This window comes from Vibrio sp. B183, from assembly GCF_000740665.1.
GTDB classification, from domain to species: Bacteria; Pseudomonadota; Gammaproteobacteria; order Enterobacterales; family Vibrionaceae; genus Vibrio; species Vibrio coralliilyticus.
On the sequence record NZ_JPQB01000019.1, the window covers coordinates 1 to 20150 of the forward strand.

The following is a 20150-nucleotide window of genomic DNA, read 5'->3' on the forward strand; positions in this document are numbered from 1 at the left end:
TTGTATAAGAGTCATGGACTCAAAGCAAGAACTTTGAATGTGTAAATACAGAACTTAAAAACAGCTTTCCGAATTAAAGAATTTGCTTGGCGACCATAGCGTTGTGGACCCACCTGATTCCATGCCGAACTCAGAAGTGAAACGCAATAGCGCCGATGGTAGTGTGGGGCTTCCCCATGTGAGAGTAGGACATCGCCAGGCTTTAAATACCTTGTTTGAGATAAATATCTTGAGCAAAATTATGCTGATATAGCTCAGGTGGTAGAGCGCATCCTTGGTAAGGATGAGGTCCCCAGTTCGAGTCTGGGTATCAGCACCAGCAAAGAATTTTGCTTGGCAACCATAGCGCTTTGGACCCACCTGATTCCATGCCGAACTCAGAAGTGAAACGAAGTAGCGCCGATGGTAGTGTGGGGCTTCCCCATGTGAGAGTAGGACATTGCCAGGTTCTTATTTAGACTCCAGAGTCTAACCATTGCGGAGCGGTAGTTCAGTTGGTTAGAATACCGGCCTGTCACGCCGGGGGTCGCGGGTTCGAGTCCCGTCCGCTCCGCCACTTATTTAGATAAAGCCCTAGCAGTTATGTTAGGGCTTTTTCGCATCTGCAGTATGATTTTAGGCCTGTAACTAACAAGTTCCGTTTGAGCGCAAACTAGGACTAGGCATTCCCACTGTCAGCCACTTATTGAGAAACCCAGTCTAAGGACTGGGTTTTGTGTTTTATGGTATATATGATTTTCTATCGAGTTCCAAAAGGACTTGCTTGCTAAACGCTACTTCGTTCAGTTTTCACTTATTCTGGAGCTGGGTAGTAACACCATTCGTATTGGGTTATCACTATTTCTTTTCGTTTAAGTCCCAATCGTATTCATAACTAAACTTACCACTTAAATCCGATAACTCTGGACGGTATTTTGCCAGATGCTGGATCAACTGTTGGTTATTACCAAAGTCATCAGCAAACCAATCATAAATGGAAGATAGTTGAGTTTTACCATTTTTGATGAGCACGCCTTTTTCACTGTTAATGAAGGTGGTCGCCGCTTGCTCAAGTAAGGCTTCTGTATTTTCTGCAGTAAACGCCTGAGATTGTAGGTTTGGGCAGCCTAAACTAGCACAGTTGACCGCATAATGAGTTCTTGGGTCATTCCATATCGGGCGTAAAATTCGATGTTCAATATCATTCAGCGTGAGCTCTTTTCCATTGATGGTAACTACTTCATCTCCCCAAGGGCCAAAGCTGAATAACCCACCTAGTTTTGTGATCGATTTGATTGGGTAAGCGTCTAAAATCAAATCGACTGTAATTGCGTTGTACAAGTTTACCCAATATGGGTACTGCTCAGCTTTGCTTAACTGAAGTGGATTAATATGACTCAGCTGTGCTAAGTAGTGATTGAGTTGCTGTTTATCTTGGCCACTGACTGATGAATATTTAAAAAGCGTGTATTCGCCTTCCGTGACTAGGTATTTATCGAGTATTTGTTGCCAAGGCTTATGGTCGACTTTGGTGGTATCGGATTCATTACTCGTATTCCAATAAGGCCAAAGTTCAGATTTGGGAGCAGAGAAAGCGTGGAACGATATCAACGTGGCGACAAAAGCAAGAAAGAATCTCATGGTCAGTCCTATTCATAATAGCATTATGATTTTAGACCGAGCCTACGAATGATAACTTTCAAAAATAAAAAAAGGCTGGCATCAGCCAACCTTTTTATATCGGTTTTAATTACTTGAGAAATGAAGGAATCTTACTTTCGTAATCGGCAATTTTATCTTCGTGCTGAAGTGTCAAACCGATGTTATCTAGTCCGTTTAATAGGCAGTGGCGACGGAACTCATCAATTTCAAATGAGTACTCTTTGCCGTTCGCTCGAACCACATTCGCTTCTAGGTCTACTTCAACTTGTGCGCCTTCGTTTGCTTCAACGAATTGGAAGATCTCATCCACTTCTTGCTCGGTGAGGCGAACTGGTACCATTTGGTTGTTTATAGAGTTGCCATAGAAAATATCGGCAAAGCTCGGTGCGATCATCGCTTTGATGCCATAGTCTGCCAGTGCCCACGGAGCGTGCTCACGTGAGGAACCACAGCCAAAGTTTTCTCGAGCGAGTAGGATTGAGGCACCTTGATAGCGAGGTGCGTTCATTACAAACTCTGGGTTTGGCTGCTCACCTGCATCATCTAGGAAGCGCCAATCATGGAATAGGTGTTTACCAAAGCCCAAACGAGAAACTTTTTGTAGGAACTGTTTAGGGATAATGGCATCAGTATCGACGTTCGCGGCATCTAGAGGAACGACTAAGCCTGTGTGTTGTTTAAAACCTGACATTTGTTCTCTCCTTAGTCCAACTCACGAATATCTATAAAGTGACCAGCAATTGCTGCCGCTGCTGCCATCGCAGGACTTACCAAATGGGTACGGCCATCACGACCTTGGCGGCCTTCAAAGTTACGGTTTGAAGTTGATGCGCAACGTTCGTGTGGACCTAGGCGATCGTTGTTCATGGCCAGACACATTGAACAGCCAGGAAGGCGCCATTCAAAGCCCGCTTCTTTAAAGATGACATCTAAGCCTTCTGCTTCTGCTTGCGCTTTTACTTGCTCAGAGCCCGGTACGATAAGAGCTTGCACGTTATCTGCAACTTTACGGCCTTTTGCTACTTCTGCAGCGGCGCGCATGTCTTCGATACGAGAGTTAGTACAAGAGCCAACAAATACCTTATCGACTTTGTAATCTGATAGTGCTTTGCCAGCTTCTAGCCCCATATACGCCAATGCTTTTTCTGCCGATGCTTTCTCGACAGGGTCTGCGAAGCTTTCTGGTGCTGGGATAGGTTGATCAACGGCGATTACCTGACCAGGGTTTGTACCCCAAGTCACCTGAGGTTTGATTTCCGCGGCATTTAGAGTAACGACTGCATCGAACTCTGCATCGTTATCAGTTTTTAGTGAAGACCAGTACTCAATGGCAGCTTCCAAGTCATCCCCTTGAGGTGCGAATTTACGGCCTTTGATGTATTCGAACGTGGTTTCATCTGGTGCGATTAGACCTGCCTTGGCACCAAGCTCGATAGCCATGTTACACACTGTCATACGACCTTCCATCGTCAGATCAGTAATGGCTTCGCCACAGAACTCAACCACATAGCCGGTACCGCCAGCTGCTGTTGTCTCACCAATGATGGCTAAAACGATATCTTTCGCTGTGATGCCAGGATTAACCTTACCTTTCACCTCAATCTTCATCGTTTTAGCGCGCGCTTGTTTTAGCGTTTGAGTTGCTAAAACATGCTCAACTTCGGAAGTACCAATACCAAAAGCGAGTGAGCCAAATGCACCGTGAGTGGCTGTGTGAGAGTCACCACAAACAATCGTCATGCCTGGTAAGGTAATGCCCAACTCTGGGCCCATTACATGCACGATACCTTGGTATTTGTGGTTAATGTCGTAAAGGGTTACCCCAAACTCTTCACAGTTCTTTGACAGCGTTTCCATCTGAATGCGTGCCATCTCACCAGATGCATTGATGTCTTTAGTGGTAGTGGATACGTTGTGGTCCATGGTGGCAAAGGTCTTGCTGACCTGACGCACCTGACGACCTTTTTCACGCAGGCCATCAAAGGCTTGAGGTGAAGTCACTTCGTGTACCAAGTGGCGATCGATATACAAAATTGGGTTCTCACCCTCGGCGGCTACGGCAACGTGTGCGTCGTAGACTTTTTCATACAGTGTTTTGCCCATTATTACTATCCCGTGTATAGCTCCTGACAACGGCTTATCAGGAGCGAATAATTATTATGAATTTAGAATGTACTCAGCGATTTTATCGCCCATTTCTGAAGTTGAAAGAGCTGGGTTATCACCTGCTAGGTCGGCGGTCAGCTCTCCAGCAGACAGTGCTTTAGATACTGCTGCTTCAATATCTTGTGCTGCAGCTTCTTCACCTAGGCTGTAACGCAGCATTAGTGCAGCAGAAAGAATCTGTGCAACAGGGTTTGCGATGTTTTTACCTGCGATGTCTGGTGCACTGCCGCCTGCTGGTTCATACAGCCCAAATTGGCTTTCGTTCAAGCTGGCAGAAGGCAACATGCCCATAGAACCAGTGATCATTGCACATTCATCAGAGATGATGTCGCCGAAGATGTTTGAACACAGCATGACGTCAAACTGAGATGGGTCTTTGATTAGTTGCATGGTTGCGTTATCGATGTACATGTGTGACAGCTCGACATCTGGATAGCTTTTCGCTACTTCTTCGACCACTTCACGCCACAGGATAGAGCTCTGTAGAACGTTCGCTTTGTCGATTGAGCAAACTTTCTTATCACGCAGACGAGCTGATTCAAACGCAATTTTCGCGATGCGCTCAATTTCAAAACGGTGATAAACCTCGGTATCAAACGCTCTTTCATTCGCTCCTTCGCCTTCACGACCTTTTGGTTGACCGAAGTAGATACCACCAGTCAGTTCACGTACCACGACGATATCGAAGCCATTGCCAGAAATATCTGCACGTAGAGGTGAGAAAGCTTCTAGGCCTTTGTGAATTTGTGCTGGGCGCAAGTTACAGAATAACTGAAAGTGCTTACGCAGAGGTAAAAGAGCACCGCGTTCAGGCTGATCATTTGGCGGTAAATGTTCCCACTTAGGGCCTCCGACTGAGCCGAATAGTACTGCATCTGCTTCTTCACAGGCTTTTACTGTGCTGTCTGGTAGTGGGCAACCATGATTGTCGATAGCAATACCACCCACATCGTGCTGGTTGCGAGAGAAGGTAATACCGTGTTTCTTTTCGATTGCGTCTAGCACTTTGTGTGCTTGCTGCATTACTTCTGGGCCAATGCCGTCTCCTGGTAGAACGGCAATATTGTAAGATTTGTCTGTCATGGTAATCCTTTAATTTTTATATCTTTTGTTCCAGAGATGACTCGCATCCCTAGAGTCTACTTATACTGTTGCGATTTTTTTCTGCTTGATTTCAGCAATCTTATCTGCACGGTGAATGCTGTTGATTACGTGCAATAATGCTTGACCAGAAGCTTCTACGATGTCGGTCGACACACCAGTACCATGGTATTTACGACCTTTGTAGTTGGCGATAATATCAGCCTGACCAAGCCCGTCTTCACCTTCGCCTTTCGCGGTTAAATCAAACTTGTCTAGCACGATATCATATCCGGTGACGCGATAGATACATTGGTAAAGCGCGTCAACAGGGCCGTTACCTACCGCGGCTTCAGACGTCTCTTTATCACCACATTGCAGCTTGATGCTTGTAGTTGCCATGACGCTACCTGACTGAACGCTTAGGTAGTTCAATTTGTAGAAATCATCTTCTTCGCGAAGATTTGAGAAATGCATCAAGGCTTCCAGATCGTAATCGAAAACTTGGCCTTTACGGTCAGCTAGCTTTAAGAAGTCTTCATATAATGCATCTAGATTGTACTCATCTTCTTTGTAGCCCATGGTATCCATGTGACTTTTCACTGCTGCGCGACCACTACGACTTGTTAGGTTTAGTGCTTGGTTCTTAAGGCCGATAGACTCAGGCGTCATGATTTCGTAGGTGTTCTTGTTCTTTAGCATGCCATCTTGGTGGATACCTGAAGAGTGACTGAATGCGTTGGCACCAACAATTGCCTTATTGCTCTGGATTGGCATATTACATAGCTGGCTGACCAATTTACTGGTGCGGTGAATTTCGTCGTGTTTAAGGCCAGTGTGGACACCCAAGAATTCCTGACGTGTCTTGATGATCATGGCAATTTCTTCGAGAGAACAGTTACCAGCGCGTTCGCCGATGCCGTTGATGGTGCCTTCGATTTGACGAGCACCTGCTTGAACGGCTGCGATAGAGTTTGCGACCGACATGCCTAAGTCATCGTGACAGTGAACCGAAATAATGGCTTTATCGATATTCGGAACGCGATCAAACAGAGTTTGGATAATTCCGCCAAACTCGTTTGGCACTGTGTAACCTACGGTATCAGGAATGTTTATCGTGTTGGCGCCAGCGTCGATAGCGGCTTCAACCATACGGCACAAGTTATCAATTGGCGTACGGCCAGCGTCTTCACAGGAAAATTCAACATCGTCAGTGTATTTACGAGCGTGTTTGACCGCTTTGACCGCCATCTCGACAACGTCATCGTAACTGCGGCGTAGCTTATCTTGAACGTGAACGGTGGAAGTAGAAATGAAGGTATGAATGCGGAATTGATCAGCAACTTTTAACGCTTCGCCTGCTGCGTCAATGTCTTTCGTAACAGCACGTGCAAGTGCACAGACTCGACTATCTTTCACGTGTTTGGCGATGGTCTGCACTGATTCAAAGTCGCCAGGAGATGAAACTGGGAAGCCCGCTTCAATTACATCAACGCCTAGCCTTTCTAGCGCATAGGCAATCTGCAGTTTCTCTTTAACTGTCAAGCTTGCTGACAACGCTTGTTCGCCATCACGTAACGTGGTGTCGAAAATAATGACTTGATCGTTCATGTTTGCTTCCTTCCTGACTCGTGTGTTTACCACACAGTTAATCGTTTTCTTCCGGTATTTAGGTATAAAAAAACCCGCATCTGCGTGCGGGTTTCTGATATCTCGTTGTGGTTATTTTTCTTCCACAGCCTACCCGCGCGATCGTGTCACGATAAGGAGGAGGCTCAGCAGGATAGAAAAACGCTTCATCATTGTTAACGGTTCCTATTAGGGCGTTAAATAAACCACAAAATTAAGTTAACAAATTAGTACCGCACTCCACCGAGTACGTCAACCCTAAAGTTGTTTTTTTATTCATCAATAGTCAAATGAACTGATTTGTGGCGTTAAACCATATTAAGGATACAGCAGATATTGTCCTGCTATTCGAGCAGTGAATGGCAAGATGAACGAGATGATTAATCTCTGGTTCATCTCACAATACCTATGATGTGACTTCGCATGTGATTACAGGAGAAAAATACCGTGCGTGCCGTTGAGCCCATCATCAAATTTGACCTGGCATTGTCCTCATTTTGCTTAGGTCATCGCTTTAATCTGCCGATAGCTAAGCTGAGTCGCCTGATTTCTCATACTGGAGATGGGCATCTGTATCTGCTGATTGGTTTGATCGCGTGGGCACTGGATACGACCACAGGTGTCGCTTTTCTTAAAGTCGGCATTCTGGCATTTACCATCGAATTACCCGTTTACTGGGCTTTGAAGAATGGCTTCCGGCGCCGTCGTCCCTATGACCGTTCCGAAATACTCACTTCGTTTATTCAACCGGCGGATCAGTATAGCTTGCCATCCGGTCATACTGCGGCTGGATTTTTGATGGCCACATTAATCGCGAGCTTTTACCCTCAATATGCCATTGCAGCGTACGGCTGGGCAGCAGCAGTGAGCGCCTCACGGATTTTTCTTGGCGTGCACTTCTTCACTGATATCGTGATAGGGGCGGGTTTGGGCATTGCGTGTGCCAAGCTGGCGTTGATGTTGACGATGTAACTGAATCAACCTTAAAGCTTCACTGATTTGTCACTTACTTCTCTTAGTTTGAACGCAGAACCGTCGTTACAAGGAGTCGGTAATGCGTTCAATCGAACCAATCGCCAAGTTTGATTTGGCGTTCTCACTGTTTTGTTTACAACATAAATTCTCATACCCGCTCTCTCGATGGAGCAAAGCCATCTCTCACACGGGGGATGGGCATTTGTATGCCGTGATCGGCCTTGTTGCTTGGTGGTTTGGTGGAGAAGTCGGTACGCTCTTTTTACTGGCCGGTTTGCTTGCTTTTGTCGTAGAGCTACCTATCTACTGGACAGCTAAAAACCTCTTTAAACGTCGTCGCCCAGAAGAGCTGTCAGAGCTGGTGACGTCATTTATTACGCCTTCAGACCGTTACAGCTTGCCTTCAGGGCATACGGCCGCCGCGTTTTTGATGGCGACGTTAATCAGTTATTTCTATGTCGAACTCGAATTGTTTGCATTTGTTTGGGCTGCGTTGATCGCGACTTCAAGAATCTTACTTGGGGTACATTTTCTGACAGACGTCATTCTGGGTGCTTTGCTTGGAATCGGTTGTGCTCATATGGCATTGACGATTGTGATGGGAGGTTAGGCTAATGAAAATATTGTATGGCGTGCAAGGGACAGGTAACGGACACATCGCTAGAGCTAGAGCAATGAGTCATGCTTTGAACCAGCGCGGTATTGACGTTGAATTCCTTTTCTCAGGCCGAGCAGAAGACAAGTATTTTTCAATGGAAGCGTTCGGTAATTATCACACTCGCCGTGGCCTCACTTTTGTGACCGAAAATGGTCAGGTTAATTATAAAAAAACCTGCTTGAACAACAATCTGTTTGCTTTTTATAAAGAGGTCAAACAACTAGATTTAAGTCGGTTTGACTTAGTGCTCAACGATTTTGAACCGGTCTCTGCGTGGGCGGCCAGAAGGCAGGGCAAGGCGTCCATTAGTATCAGCCATCAGAATGCATTTCGTTATTCTGTGCCACTCAAAGGGGCGAGTTGGTTAGATAAGAAAATCATTCATTATTTTGCCCCAGCTCAGCACCACATCGGCTTACACTGGTATCACTTTGATCAACCTATTTTACCGCCTATTGTTCATACACAAAAAGAGCAGGTTGTCGGTGAAGATTTTGTCCTCGTTTATCTGCCATTTGAGAGTATCCATGAGATAGCAGAGCTGTTACTGCGTTTTTCCAAGCAACGATTTGTGTGCTATCACCCTGATATCATCGAAGAGCAGATTGTCGACAATGTCCACTATTTGCCACTGAGCTTTCATGGCTTCCAGTATCACCTCAATCGCTGCAATGGCGTGATTGCGAACGGCGGTTTTGAGCTGCCCTCAGAAGCATTGACGCTAGGTAAAAAGCTATTGCTTAAACCTCTGTCTGGTCAGTTCGAGCAGATGAGCAATGTCGCCACATTGGAAGATCTTGGCTTGGCAAGTTGTATGGATATGTTGGATGCCTCGATTGTTCGCCAGTGGCTGGATGAAGAGCAGGCCGAAAGTGTCAGTTACCCTGATGTTGCAGAGGCGATCGCAGACTGGCTGGTGAAAGGTGACTGGGAAAACAAAATGGAGCTGACACATCGCTTGTGGGAGAAAGTCGATTTTCCTAGCTACGTGACTAACATCTAGCCCACCACTCAATCATTAGAATCTTGACAGCATCAATCTATTGATGCTGTTTTTGTATCTACCCTTGGACTTATTTTTCCTACCAATAGTTCCCGTCAAGCTCTTAGCATTCATTCTTAAACTTAATTCATTGGCTAAATCTTTACAGTATGAGTGATTTATACTTTTTTATATGTTGCTTAAGGTTGTGATTATTAAGCTTAATTTTATGACTTAAGTAAAAAATACTGATTAATTATCAATCTTGTTGCTAATGATTGATTGATTCGTTGATAGTAGAAATCCGCCAGGAGTCATCTGACGGATAAATATAACAAAATACGGGTTATCTATTCCCAACCAATATTCATTTTAAGAACCATTTATACATTGACGAATACAAGAGGCTTGCCTGATGATTGATAAAAAAGAGTCTATGAGTGCGATTGCTAGCTACCGAATGGAAAGCACTCTACGTGGAGTAGATCTAAACCTTCTGACTGTGTTTGATGCAGTAATGCAAGAGCAAAATATTACCCGTGCTGCTCATAACCTTGGCATGTCTCAGCCAGCGGTAAGTAACGCAGTAGCTCGTTTGAAAGTAATGTTTAACGACGAGCTGTTTATGCGCCAGGGTCGTGGTATCCAACCGACTCAACGCGCTCGTCAGCTATTTGGCCCTGTACGCCAAGCATTGCAACTTATCCGTAACGAGCTACCAAGCTCAATTTTCTCGCCTGAAACATCGACGCGTTTGTTCAAACTGGCGATCTGCAGCCCATGCGATATGCGCTTCGCTCCTAAGATCATGTCGACAATTCATGATCAAGCGCCAAATGTACAGCTTCACCTTGATGCGGAATTTGATCGCCAGCTGGCTGAAAGAATGCGCTACCAGGAAATCGACTTCGTGATTGATTACGCTCGCTTTGATGAGCAAGGTTTCTCAAGCACTGAAATCTTCCAAGATGAGCTAGTGGTAGTGGCGTCTAAGTCTCACCCACGCATCCAAGAAGCAGTAACGGCGGACCTTCTGAAAGGTGAGCGTCATGCGAAACTTTCTCGCGTACATGGTCAGCGTAGTTTCTCTGAGCAGGCGTATCGTGATTTGGATGTGCAGGCATACTACGAAGGTACGAGCCTGAGCAACGTACTTTACGTTGTTGGTCAATCTGAACTCGTGACGATTGCACCACGTTGGATGGTAGAAAATGCAGCGAACAAAGATCAGCTACAAGTTCTGGACTTCCCATTTGAAAACGGCAAGATCAGCGGCTTCCTGAGCTGGCATGAATCAAGTGAGAAAGATAAAGGTCACATCTGGCTACGTGACCAGTTAATGATGATCTGTGGTGAAGTAGTTGCTCTAGACTAATTTACTGTTATTTAAGAGATCAATAAAACCTTGAGTGGCTATTCGCCATTCAAGGTTTTTTACTATTTAGTTGGTAACTTTGATGCCTGTCAGTTGCCTTTTGTGACCTGAAATGTACACTTGTGCGCTCAAAAAAGCTTACAGGTGTAAGCTTAAAGGTAGTTAGAGATGGCCAACTTAGATTTTCATATTGTAAAAAAAATTCGCGAACAAATTGCCAAAAGCGGTGACCGTATTGCTCTTAAACATAAAGTGGGTGAGATGTGGAACGGCATCAGTTGGAAGCAGTTTGGCCAGCAGATAGATGCATTATCGCTTGCGTTCTTGACGCACGGCATAAAAGTCCAAGATAAAATCGGCATCTTTGCCAACAATATGCCTCAGTGGACCATCACGGATTTCGCGGCACTTCAAACCCGTGCGGTGACAGTGCCTATTTACCCTACCAATACCGCAGCGCAATCTTCCTACATTCTGCAAGACGCTGATGTGCGCATCTTATTTGTCGGCGAGCAGGCCCAGTTTGATGCGGCTGTGTCGATTTTTGAACAATGCCCGCAATTGGAATTGGTTGTGGCGATGTCGGACGATGTTGATGTAGGCGATTATGATTTTTCTCGCTCTTGGCAGCAGTTTGTCTTTGCTGCTGATAAAGCCATGCAGAGCGAATTAGATACTCGCCTCAATGATGCCAATATTGAAGACTTGCTGACCTTGATTTACACCTCAGGTACGACGGGTCAGCCAAAAGGGGTTATGCTGGACTATGGTAATGTCGCAGCTCAGCTTGAAGGTCATGACGCCCGATTAAGTTTGTCTCAAGATGATGTTTCGCTTTGTTTTCTGCCTTTATCACACGTGTTTGAGCGAGCATGGACATTCTACGTATTGTATCGTGGTGCTACCAACTGTTACCTGCAGGATACGATGCAGGTTCGTGAAGCGTTGAGTGAAGTTCAACCGACAGTGATGTGTGCGGTTCCACGTTTTTACGAGAAAATCTTCTCAGCCATTCATGAAAAAGTCTCCAAGGCTCCGATGATTCGCAAGGTGTTGTTCACCTGGGCTGTGAATATGGGCGCTAAAATAGCCGCCTGTGATCAGGAAGGGCGTCAACCCTCTTTCATTTTGAAAAAGTCCCATCAGCTGGCTGACAAGTTGGTGCTGTCCAAGCTACGCGCTCTACTGGGTGGTCGAATTAACTTTATGCCATGTGGTGGTGCGAAGTTGGATGAGACGATTGGTCGCTTTTTCCATGCGATGGGAATCAACGTCAAGCTTGGCTATGGCATGACAGAAACGACAGCGACGGTGTCGTGTTGGTCAGACAATAGCTTCAACCCAGATTCCATAGGTATGGCGATGCCTGGTGCACAGGTAAAGATTGGCGAAAACAACGAAATTCTCGTCCGTGGACCTATGGTGATGCGTGGTTACTACAAGATGCCGGAAGAAACGGCAAAAACGTTTGATGAGCATGGCTTCCTCAAAACTGGGGATGCGGGTCATATTGATGAAGACGGCAACCTGTTTATTACCGATCGCATTAAAGAGTTGATGAAAACGTCTGGTGGTAAGTACATTGCACCGCAGATGATTGAAGGAGCAATCGGTAAAGACCACTTTATTGAGCAGATCGCCGTGATTGCGGATACGCGTAAGTTTGTTTCTGCGCTTATTGTGCCGTGCTACGACAGTTTGGAAGAATACGCGAAAGAGTTGAACATCAAATACCATGATCGTGTTGAGCTGATTAAGCATCATCAAGTGATAGAAATGCTCGAAAAACGAGTGAATGACCTGCAGCAAGAGCTGGCGAAGTTTGAGCAGGTTAAGAAGTTCAAATTGCTACCAAAAGCCTTCTCGATGGATGAAGGTGAATTAACCCCGACTCAGAAACTGCGCCGTAAGGTTATTAACGACAAATATCAGGACGAAATCGAAGAAATGTACAGTGATACAGCAATGAAAAAGTAAATCTCTGACAAGTTAAATTTCGAAGTGTTTAAAAATCCCTCAATCGGTTCAAACTTGCCGGTGAGGGATTTTTTATACCTGAATTTTACGACCTTTTACGGTGAAAATATCGTGGAGATACAGTGTTGGATAATATTTTACTCTGAATTTTTGAGGTTAATTTGTCATATTTTCTGATTTTTATGCTTCGGCTGGTGTTCTTTCCTTATATTAGTTTGATAAATAGCATCTTGTTTAAAATGAGAGTTAAGTCGCATTAGATCCTTTGATAAGAAAACGTTACATTTGTTGCGTGAACTTGTTTTCTGTTACGACAGAACAAGACATAGCCGAAAAAGTGGAAGTATTTCGATTTAGGCTACGAATAAGCCCTAGACTATGTAAAACCAGCCCAATTAGTTGACCTTATTAATTGGTAAACTGGTGAGGAGAATAATATGGCAGCAATGTTGTCCGGTGCGGAGATGGTTGTTCAATCTCTGATCGAAGAAGGTGTTGAACAAATTTTCGGGTATCCAGGCGGTTCTGTTTTGGATATCTACGATGCTCTTCATGCTAAGACAGATCAAATCAAGCACGTCCTAGTTCGTCATGAACAAGCCGCTACCCATATGGCAGATGGCTATACCCGTGCAACTGGCAAACCAGGCGTAGTTCTGGTGTGCTCAGGTCCAGGCGCGACCAATACTGTGACAGGTATTGCGACCGCGTATATGGATTCTATTCCTATGATCGTGATTTCAGGTAACGTGCCTAACAACCTGATTGGTAATGACGCTTTCCAAGAGTGTGATATTGTCGGTGTCTCGCGTCCGATTGTTAAACACAGCTTCTTGGTAAAGAAAGCAGAAGATATTCCTGAAATCATGAAGAAAGCTTTCTATATTTCGACAACAGGGCGTCCTGGCCCGGTTGTTATCGATCTGCCAAAAGATGTTATGAATCCGCAGATCAAACTGCCATACGAATATCCTGCCAGTATTTCAATGCGTTCATATAAGCCAACTACGACGGGTCACAAAGGCCAGATCAAAAAGGCTTTGAAAGCACTACTTGCGGCGAAAAAGCCGGTTCTTTACGTCGGTGGCGGCGCCGTAATTTCTGAAGCGGATGAGCAGATTCAGAAGCTGTCAGAGGCATTAAACTTACCTGTCGTTAGTACCTTAATGGGGCTAGGTGCCTTCCCGGGTACGCATAAAAACTCTCTTGGTATGCTGGGGATGCATGGTGTGTATGAGGCCAATATGGCCATGCACAACGCAGACTTAATCTTTGGCATCGGTGTACGATTTGATGATCGAACCACCAACAATTTGGAAAAATACTGCCCGAATGCCAAAGTGATGCATATTGATATTGACCCGTCATCTATCTCGAAGAACGTCAAAGCAGACCTGCCTATTGTTGGCTCTGCAGAGAAAGTGCTGGCGAGTATGGTGTCACTGCTGGAAGAGCAAGGCGCGACCAATGATGGCGAAGCGCTTCAAAGCTGGTGGGATGATATCCAGACTTGGCGTGATCGCGAATGCCTGTCTTATGAATCCACGCCTGAGCGCATTAAACCTCAACAGGTGATTGAAGTACTGCACAAGCTAACGAATGGCGATGCGTACGTTGCTTCTGATGTGGGTCAGCACCAGATGTTTGCTGCGCTTTACTATCCATTTAATAAACCACGTCGCTGGATTAATTCTGGTGGTCTCGGCACGATGGGCTTCGGTCTGCCAGCTGGCCTTGGGGTTAAATTTGCTAAGCCTGATGAAGAGGTGGTAGTGGTGACGGGTGATGGCAGTATCCAGATGAACATTCAGGAACTGTCGACGGCGCTGCAATATGATATCCCAGTCAAGATCATTAACCTGAATAACCGTTTCCTAGGTATGGTGAAACAGTGGCAAGACATTGTTTACCAAGGAAGACATTCTAACTCATATATGAGCTCCGTTCCGGACTTCGTTGCGATTGCAGAAGCATACGGACATGCGGGGATTCGCATTGAAACTCCAGACCAGCTTGAGTCTGGTTTGAAACAAGCATTAGAAATGAAAGATCGTTTAGTGTTTGTTGATATCAATGTTGATGAAACTGAGCATGTGTACCCAATGCAAATCAAAGGCGAAGGTATGGACAAGATGTGGCTAAGCAAAACGGAGAGAACATAATATGAGACACATTATTTCACTGCTAATGGAAAACCAACCGGGTGCGTTATCCCGAGTGGTAGGTCTGTTCTCACAACGTGGCTACAACATTGAGTCGTTAACCGTATCACCGACAGATGATGAAACGCTGTCGCGTTTGAACATTACAACGATTTCCGATGATATGCAGCTTGAACAGATTCAGAAACAGCTCAATAAGTTGATTGATGTACTGAAAGTTCAAGAAGTTACCGAGCTTGATCATATTGAGCGTGAGCTGATGATGGTTAAAGTGAAAGCCAGTGGTTTTGCTCGTGCAGAAGTAAAGCGTACAGCGGATATCTTCCGTGGTCAGATTGTTGATGTCACTGCTTCTCAATACACGGTTCAACTAGCGGGTACCAGTGAAAAGCTGGATGCGTTTATTCAAGCGATTTCAGAGGTGACTGATGTTATTGAGGTTGCGCGAAGTGGTGTGGTAGGGATTGCACGCGGTGAGCGTTCACTAAAACCTTAGCCTGATACGAGTTGTTAAAAAAAAGCCTTAGTCATGGACTAAGGCTTTTTTGTTTAAGGGTCATTTGCTGAGAAAGCTAACTGCTTTGTCTGGGAAATCGGTAAACAGACCATCTACTTTGACCTGATTGTAGAAGATATCCATCATTCCCTCGAAGCTATCCGTATAACTCGGAATACGGCCAGGATCGGCTCGGAAAGTGTATGGGTGAACATCTAGGCCTGCTGCTTTTGCCTCTTTCATCAACGGCTTGATAATAATGTTGTCTTTGGTTGATTTATCATCGACCAACATAGGTTTCCAAGGGCCAATGCCTTCGGCGTACTTGGCAACTTCCTTCATTGCGCCTGATTCGAACATCCAATCATAGCTGTACGGGGTTGCCGTATCGCCTTTGTAGACCATGGTTTCGTTCCAGTCAGTGTAAGCCATCAGCTGCACTAACTTGAGATCCATGTCCATACTAGGCATGAGTTCATCGTTAATGCGTTTGAGCTCATTGGCGTCAAAGCATTGCAGGTACACTTTGTCATTCTGACTGTCATAGCCGTACTGCTTTAATAGCTTAAGCACAGCGGAAGAGATATCTTTGCCTTCATGACGGTGGAACCAAGGTGCTTTGATTTCAGGGTAGATACCAATATCGTAACCAAGTGTCTTGTTGAGCCCTTGAATCAGCTCAATTTCTTCAGCCAGAGTAGGGACGCTGAAATCGGATTTCCACATCGGAAAACGAGTCGGATAACCCGCAACTTTATTGCCATTGTCGTCAATATTGAACCCTTCAGTCACCTTTAGGGTTTTGATTTCAGCGAGCGTAAAGTCAATCGCATAATAGCGGCCATCAGCGCGAGCACGATCAGGGTAGCGCTCTGCTACATCGGTGACTCGATCTAAATAATGATCGTGGAGGACAACTAATTGATCGTCTTTAGTCATGACAACATCTTGCTCGATGTAATCCGGTTTCATTGCGTAAGCCAAAGCTTTGGCTTCTAGAGTATGTTCTGGCAGATAGCCTGACGCGCCGCGGTGAGCGATAACCAGAGGCTTAGCCAAAGCTCCAGCAGATAGGCTAAGAGCCAGAAATGTAGCGCAAACTGACGTTGTTTTCATTCTTCATTCCTTGATTAAAATGAGGCAGCGATGCTGCCTCTTTGATGAGTATTAAGCGAGTGCTGCCTTTTCGGCTTCTTTCTGTTTATGGTGAGCACGTTCGCCAACAAATGCATAAATTAGACAAATAATCGACGCGATACAAGAGGCTACGAGAATGATAAATCCACCATCCCAGCCAAAGTGATCCACGGTGTAACCCAGAATCGCGTTAGCAGCCACAGCACCGCCTAGGTAACCAAATAGTCCGGTTAGACCAGCAGCGGTACCTGCGGCTTTTTTCGGTGCAAGTTCAAGAGCATACAAACCGATCAACATAACCGGACCGTAAATCAGGAAGCCAATGGCAACCAGTGCCATCATGTCTACCGCAGGGTTACCGGCTGGGTTGAACCAGTAAACCAAGACGGCAACAGTTACTAAGGCCATAAACAAGATACCGGCTGGAGCGCGGCGACCTTTGAACAGCTTGTCGGAAATCCAACCACACAATAAGGTGCCCGGAATGCCTGCCCACTCGTAAAGGAAGTAAGCCCATGAAGATTTATCAACCGTGAAGTCTTTTGCTTCTTTGAGGTAAACCGGTGCCCAGTCAAGCACGCCATAGCGGATCAGATAAACAAACGCGTTCGCAATGGCGATTGACCAGAGTAGCTTGTTAGAAAAAACGTACTTAAAGAAGATTTCTTTGGCCGTCATTTCCTTTTCATGTGATTTATCGTAATCGTCTGGGTAGTCGTTTTTGTATTCTTCAATGGGTGGCAAACCGCAGGATTGTGGTGTGTCGCGAACTGTCATCCAGACAAAAATGGCAACCAGCGTGGCGAAAAAGGCAGGAACGTAAAAAGCGGTACGCCAGTCGTCATTAAATGCCCATAGCCCAAGGATGAAGAGAGGACCAATCAGACCTCCGCCTACGTTGTGGGCGACATTCCATACTGAAACGACTTCACCACGTTCTTTGCGTGACCACCAGTGAACCATGGTTCTACCACAGGCAGGCCAGCCCATCCCTTGGAACCAACCATTTAGGAAAAGCAGGATGAACATTGCAGTGATGCTGCCCGTTGCCCAAGGCATGAAGCCGAAGCAAAACATGATCAGTGCGGACATCAACAAGCCGCCACTGAGGAAATAGCGTGGGTTTGATCGATCAGAGACGCTACCCATTAAGAATTTAGATAAGCCATATGCAATCGAAACTGCCGCTAAAGCAACACCAAGATCGCCACGGCTAAAGCCTTGTTCGATCAGGTAAGGCATTGCCAAGCTGAAGTTCTTTCGAACTAAGTAGTAGCCAGCATAGCCGACAAAGATACCGATAAAGAGCTGCCAACGTAATCGGGAATAAGTGCTGTCGAGCTTATCGGAAGATAAGCGGTCGATGTGCGCCTTAGGTTTGAAGATTCCAAACATAGGGACCTCATTGTTATTGTGCGATGGTAAGTAAAGGAAAAGCGAACGAGCAAAATGTATTTCGTTCGAAAGTGTTGGGCATTGTATGAATAATGAGAGTTATTTCTGTGATAAATGTTGCATAAGTATTAAATTTTGCGAAAATACAGAAAGTTAGTCTGAAAAACTTCGACTTTGATTCCGTAATTGCTAGTTTTCGTGATAACTAAGAAGCTCATTAATGAACAGTTTTTGTTCACAAGAGAACATTATGGTGTGATGTTTGGTAAGGGCAGAAATGTGGAGTATTAAAAAAGCCACTGCAAAGGCAGTGGCTTTGATAGCGTTGAGGTTTTACTTAGTGAAGAATACGCGCGCGTAGCGTGCCTTCAATACCTTTGAGTTTCTTAAGTGCTTCTTCAGAGCGGCTGGTTTCAACATCGATAACGACATAACCGATATCGGCGCTAGTCTGTAGATACTGACCCGCGATGTTGATGCCTTCTTCTGCGAAGATAGTGTTTATCTGAGTCAGGATACCTGGGCGGTTTTTGTGAATGTGCAATAGACGAGAACAGTCACGGTGCTCAGGCAGAGACACTTCAGGGAAGTTAACACTTGAAAGCGTCGAACCGTTGTCAGAGTATTTCGCCAGTTTACCTGCCACTTCGACACCAATGTTTTCTTGAGCTTCCTGCGTAGAACCACCCACATGTGGTGTCAGGATGACATTGTCGAACTTCTGCAGTGGTGATTCAAATGGGTCTGCATTAGTTTTAGGCTCGGTTGGGAATACGTCAATTGCAGCACCAGCTAGGTGACCAGATTCCATCGCATGACAAAGCGCTTCAATATCAACCACAGTGCCACGCGCTGCGTTGATGAAAATCGCCCCCGGTTTCATACGAGCAAATTCTTCTGCACCCATCATGTTTTTGGTGCCCGCGGTTTCTGGAACGTGCAGAGAAATCACATCACACTTGTTCAGTAGCTCACTCATGGTATGTACTTGAGTTGCGTTACCAAGTGATAGCTTGTTCTCAATATCGTAGAAGTAAACACGCATCCCTAGGTTTTCCGCGATAATGCCCAGCTGCGTGCCGATGTGACCGTAGCCGATAATACCTAAGCGTTTGCCTCGAGCCTCGTACGAGTTGTCGGCGCTTTTCTTCCAGATACCACGGTGTGCTAGGGCATTCTTTTCTGGAATCCCGCGCAGTAGAAGCAGGACCTGACCGAGAACCAATTCCGCCACACTGCGTGTGTTCGAGAATGGGGCATTAAACACTGGAATACCGCGAACGGCGGCTGCATTAAGATCGACTTGGTTGGTACCAATACAGAAACAACCAATCGCGACTAGCTTTTCCGCTGCGTTGATCACTTCCTGCGATAGGTTAGTGCGGGAGCGAATACCGATGAAATGAACATCCTTTACTGCTTCTAGCAATTCGTCTTCCGGTAACGAGCCTTTGTGGTATTCAATATTGGTGTAACCAGCAGCCTGCAGCACTTCTACCGAAGATGGGTGAAGACCTTCAAGCAGGAGGATCTTAATTTTGTCTTTTTCCAGTGAAACTTTGGCCATTGTCTTCGTCCTTAAAATGGAAATTTGGGGCTTAACTGGCGCACAAGCGGTGTAATGTTATTAAAGCAAACGTTTTGTTAGCAAAAAGCCTGACGCAAACGTTTTCCTTGTGCGTCTTCTGCTCACTAAGTTAACAAAAAAAATACACTTTGGGTAAGAAAATTACGGAATAAGGAATAATTTTTATAGGATAAAAGACGAAAACGGCACCTAATGGTGCCGTTTGTAATGAAATAACCGAAACTAGCTTCAATTAATCTTCGATTTTTGCCCCTTGAGGCGTGCCAGTGATCACCACGTCCGCACCACGGTGAGCAAACAAGCCAACCGTCACAACACCTGCGATAGCATTGATTTTATCTTCCATTTCTTTCGGGTGGGTGATCTGCATGCCATGCACATCCAGGATAACGTTGCCGTTATCTGTCACCACGCCTTCACGGTATACAGGGTCGCCACCAAGTTTCACCATTTCACGAGCGACGTAAGAACGCGCCATTGGGATGACCTCTACAGGTAACGGGAACTCACCCAGAACGTCAACAGCTTTGGTACCATCTACGATACAGACAAACTTATCTGAAATAGCGGCAACAATTTTCTCGCGTGTTAGCGCCGCGCCACCACCTTTGATCATGTCACGCGCTGCGTTGATTTCGTCAGCACCGTCAACGTAGACATCTAAGTTCGATACTTCATTACAGTCGAAGACTTCAATGCCTAAACCTTTCAGCTTTTCAGTCGATGCTTCTGAGCTAGAAACCGCACCTTTGATATCGTCTTTGATTGTACCGAGTGCGTCGATGAAGTGATTTACCGTAGAGCCTGTACCAACACCGACAATGCTGTCTTTTTCAACATACTTAAGTGCTGCCCAACCAGCTTCTTTCTTCATTTCATCTTGAGTCAT

General features: G+C 45.5%; 16 protein-coding genes, 2 tRNA genes and 2 rRNA genes. 11 read left to right on the top strand and 9 right to left on the bottom strand.

Annotation, left to right across the window (positions count from 1 at the left end):
- Positions 1–85 precede the first annotated feature (85 nt).
- From rrf (IX95_RS20395) to IX95_RS20410, 4 genes are all read left to right on the top strand, one after another.
- A 5S ribosomal RNA gene (gene rrf, locus IX95_RS20395) occupies positions 86–201 on the top strand.
- A gap of 42 nt (positions 202–243) precedes the next feature.
- A tRNA-Thr gene (locus IX95_RS20400) sits at positions 244–319 on the top strand.
- A 13-nt stretch (positions 320–332) separates the two neighbouring features.
- Positions 333–448, top strand: a 5S ribosomal RNA gene (rrf, locus tag IX95_RS20405).
- A gap of 31 nt (positions 449–479) precedes the next feature.
- Positions 480–556, top strand: a tRNA-Asp gene (locus tag IX95_RS20410).
- 281 nt (positions 557–837) lie between these two features.
- On the opposite strand, the gene IX95_RS20415 is transcribed toward IX95_RS20410, so the two are convergent.
- The 5 genes from IX95_RS20415 to leuA form a co-directional block, all read right to left on the bottom strand.
- A complete protein-coding gene (locus IX95_RS20415; protein ID WP_038163581.1) occupies positions 838–1620 on the bottom strand; it encodes a DUF547 domain-containing protein in 783 nt (260 codons plus the stop codon).
- 109 nt (positions 1621–1729) lie between these two features.
- Positions 1730–2332: a 3-isopropylmalate dehydratase small subunit gene (gene leuD, locus IX95_RS20420; RefSeq protein ID WP_006957836.1), complete on the bottom strand. Its 603-nt coding sequence runs from the start codon at positions 2330–2332 to the stop codon at positions 1730–1732.
- Positions 2333–2343: 11 nt separating this feature from the next.
- Entirely contained in the window at positions 2344–3744 is a 1401-nt protein-coding gene (gene leuC / locus IX95_RS20425; RefSeq protein ID WP_038163583.1) for a 3-isopropylmalate dehydratase large subunit, read from the bottom strand.
- A 54-nt stretch (positions 3745–3798) separates the two neighbouring features.
- Positions 3799–4890, bottom strand: coding sequence for a 3-isopropylmalate dehydrogenase (gene leuB / locus IX95_RS20430; RefSeq protein ID WP_038163585.1), 1092 nt, complete (start codon positions 4888–4890; stop codon positions 3799–3801).
- 60 nt (positions 4891–4950) lie between these two features.
- Positions 4951–6498: a 2-isopropylmalate synthase gene (leuA, locus tag IX95_RS20435; protein ID WP_038163588.1), complete on the bottom strand. Its 1548-nt coding sequence runs from the start codon at positions 6496–6498 to the stop codon at positions 4951–4953.
- A 465-nt stretch (positions 6499–6963) separates the two neighbouring features.
- Here leuA and IX95_RS20440 point away from each other — a divergent pair, with 465 nt between their 5' ends.
- The 7 genes from IX95_RS20440 (at position 6964) to ilvN (ending at position 15141) form a co-directional block, all read left to right on the top strand.
- Positions 6964–7488, top strand: a complete 525-nt coding sequence (locus IX95_RS20440) for a phosphatase PAP2 family protein (protein WP_038163590.1) — start codon at positions 6964–6966, stop codon at positions 7486–7488.
- A gap of 82 nt (positions 7489–7570) precedes the next feature.
- Positions 7571–8101, top strand: coding sequence for a phosphatase PAP2 family protein (locus tag IX95_RS20445; protein ID WP_038163592.1), 531 nt, complete (start codon positions 7571–7573; stop codon positions 8099–8101).
- Positions 8102–8105: 4 nt separating this feature from the next.
- Entirely contained in the window at positions 8106–9152 is a 1047-nt protein-coding gene (locus IX95_RS20450; protein ID WP_038163596.1) for an MJ1255/VC2487 family glycosyltransferase, read from the top strand.
- Positions 9153–9546: 394 nt separating this feature from the next.
- Entirely contained in the window at positions 9547–10506 is a 960-nt protein-coding gene (gene leuO, locus IX95_RS20455) for a transcriptional regulator LeuO (protein ID WP_006957822.1), read from the top strand.
- Between the two features lie 168 nt (positions 10507–10674).
- Positions 10675–12483 (top strand): AMP-dependent synthetase/ligase, encoded by a 1809-nt coding sequence (locus IX95_RS20460; protein WP_038163598.1) that lies wholly within the window; start codon positions 10675–10677, stop codon positions 12481–12483.
- Positions 12484–12920: 437 nt separating this feature from the next.
- Positions 12921–14645, top strand: coding sequence for an acetolactate synthase 3 large subunit (locus tag IX95_RS20465; RefSeq protein ID WP_038163600.1), 1725 nt, complete (start codon positions 12921–12923; stop codon positions 14643–14645).
- 1 nt (position 14646) lies between these two features.
- Entirely contained in the window at positions 14647–15141 is a 495-nt protein-coding gene (ilvN, locus tag IX95_RS20470; protein ID WP_006957816.1) for an acetolactate synthase small subunit, read from the top strand.
- Positions 15142–15201: 60 nt separating this feature from the next.
- Here ilvN and glpQ read toward each other — a convergent pair whose 3' ends face one another.
- From glpQ to rpiA, 4 genes are all read right to left on the bottom strand, one after another.
- Positions 15202–16257 carry a glycerophosphodiester phosphodiesterase gene (gene glpQ / locus IX95_RS20475; protein ID WP_038163603.1) on the bottom strand — a complete coding sequence of 352 codons (1056 nt, stop codon included), beginning with the start codon at positions 16255–16257 and terminating at the stop codon, positions 15202–15204.
- Between the two features lie 51 nt (positions 16258–16308).
- Positions 16309–17673, bottom strand: coding sequence for a glycerol-3-phosphate transporter (glpT, locus tag IX95_RS20480; RefSeq protein WP_038163606.1), 1365 nt, complete (start codon positions 17671–17673; stop codon positions 16309–16311).
- A 337-nt stretch (positions 17674–18010) separates the two neighbouring features.
- Entirely contained in the window at positions 18011–19240 is a 1230-nt protein-coding gene (gene serA, locus IX95_RS20485; RefSeq protein WP_006957810.1) for a phosphoglycerate dehydrogenase, read from the bottom strand.
- A gap of 253 nt (positions 19241–19493) precedes the next feature.
- The gene (gene rpiA, locus IX95_RS20490; protein ID WP_006957809.1) at positions 19494–20150 is read right to left on the bottom strand and encodes a ribose-5-phosphate isomerase RpiA; all 657 of its coding nucleotides are present in this window, start codon (positions 20148–20150) and stop codon (positions 19494–19496) included.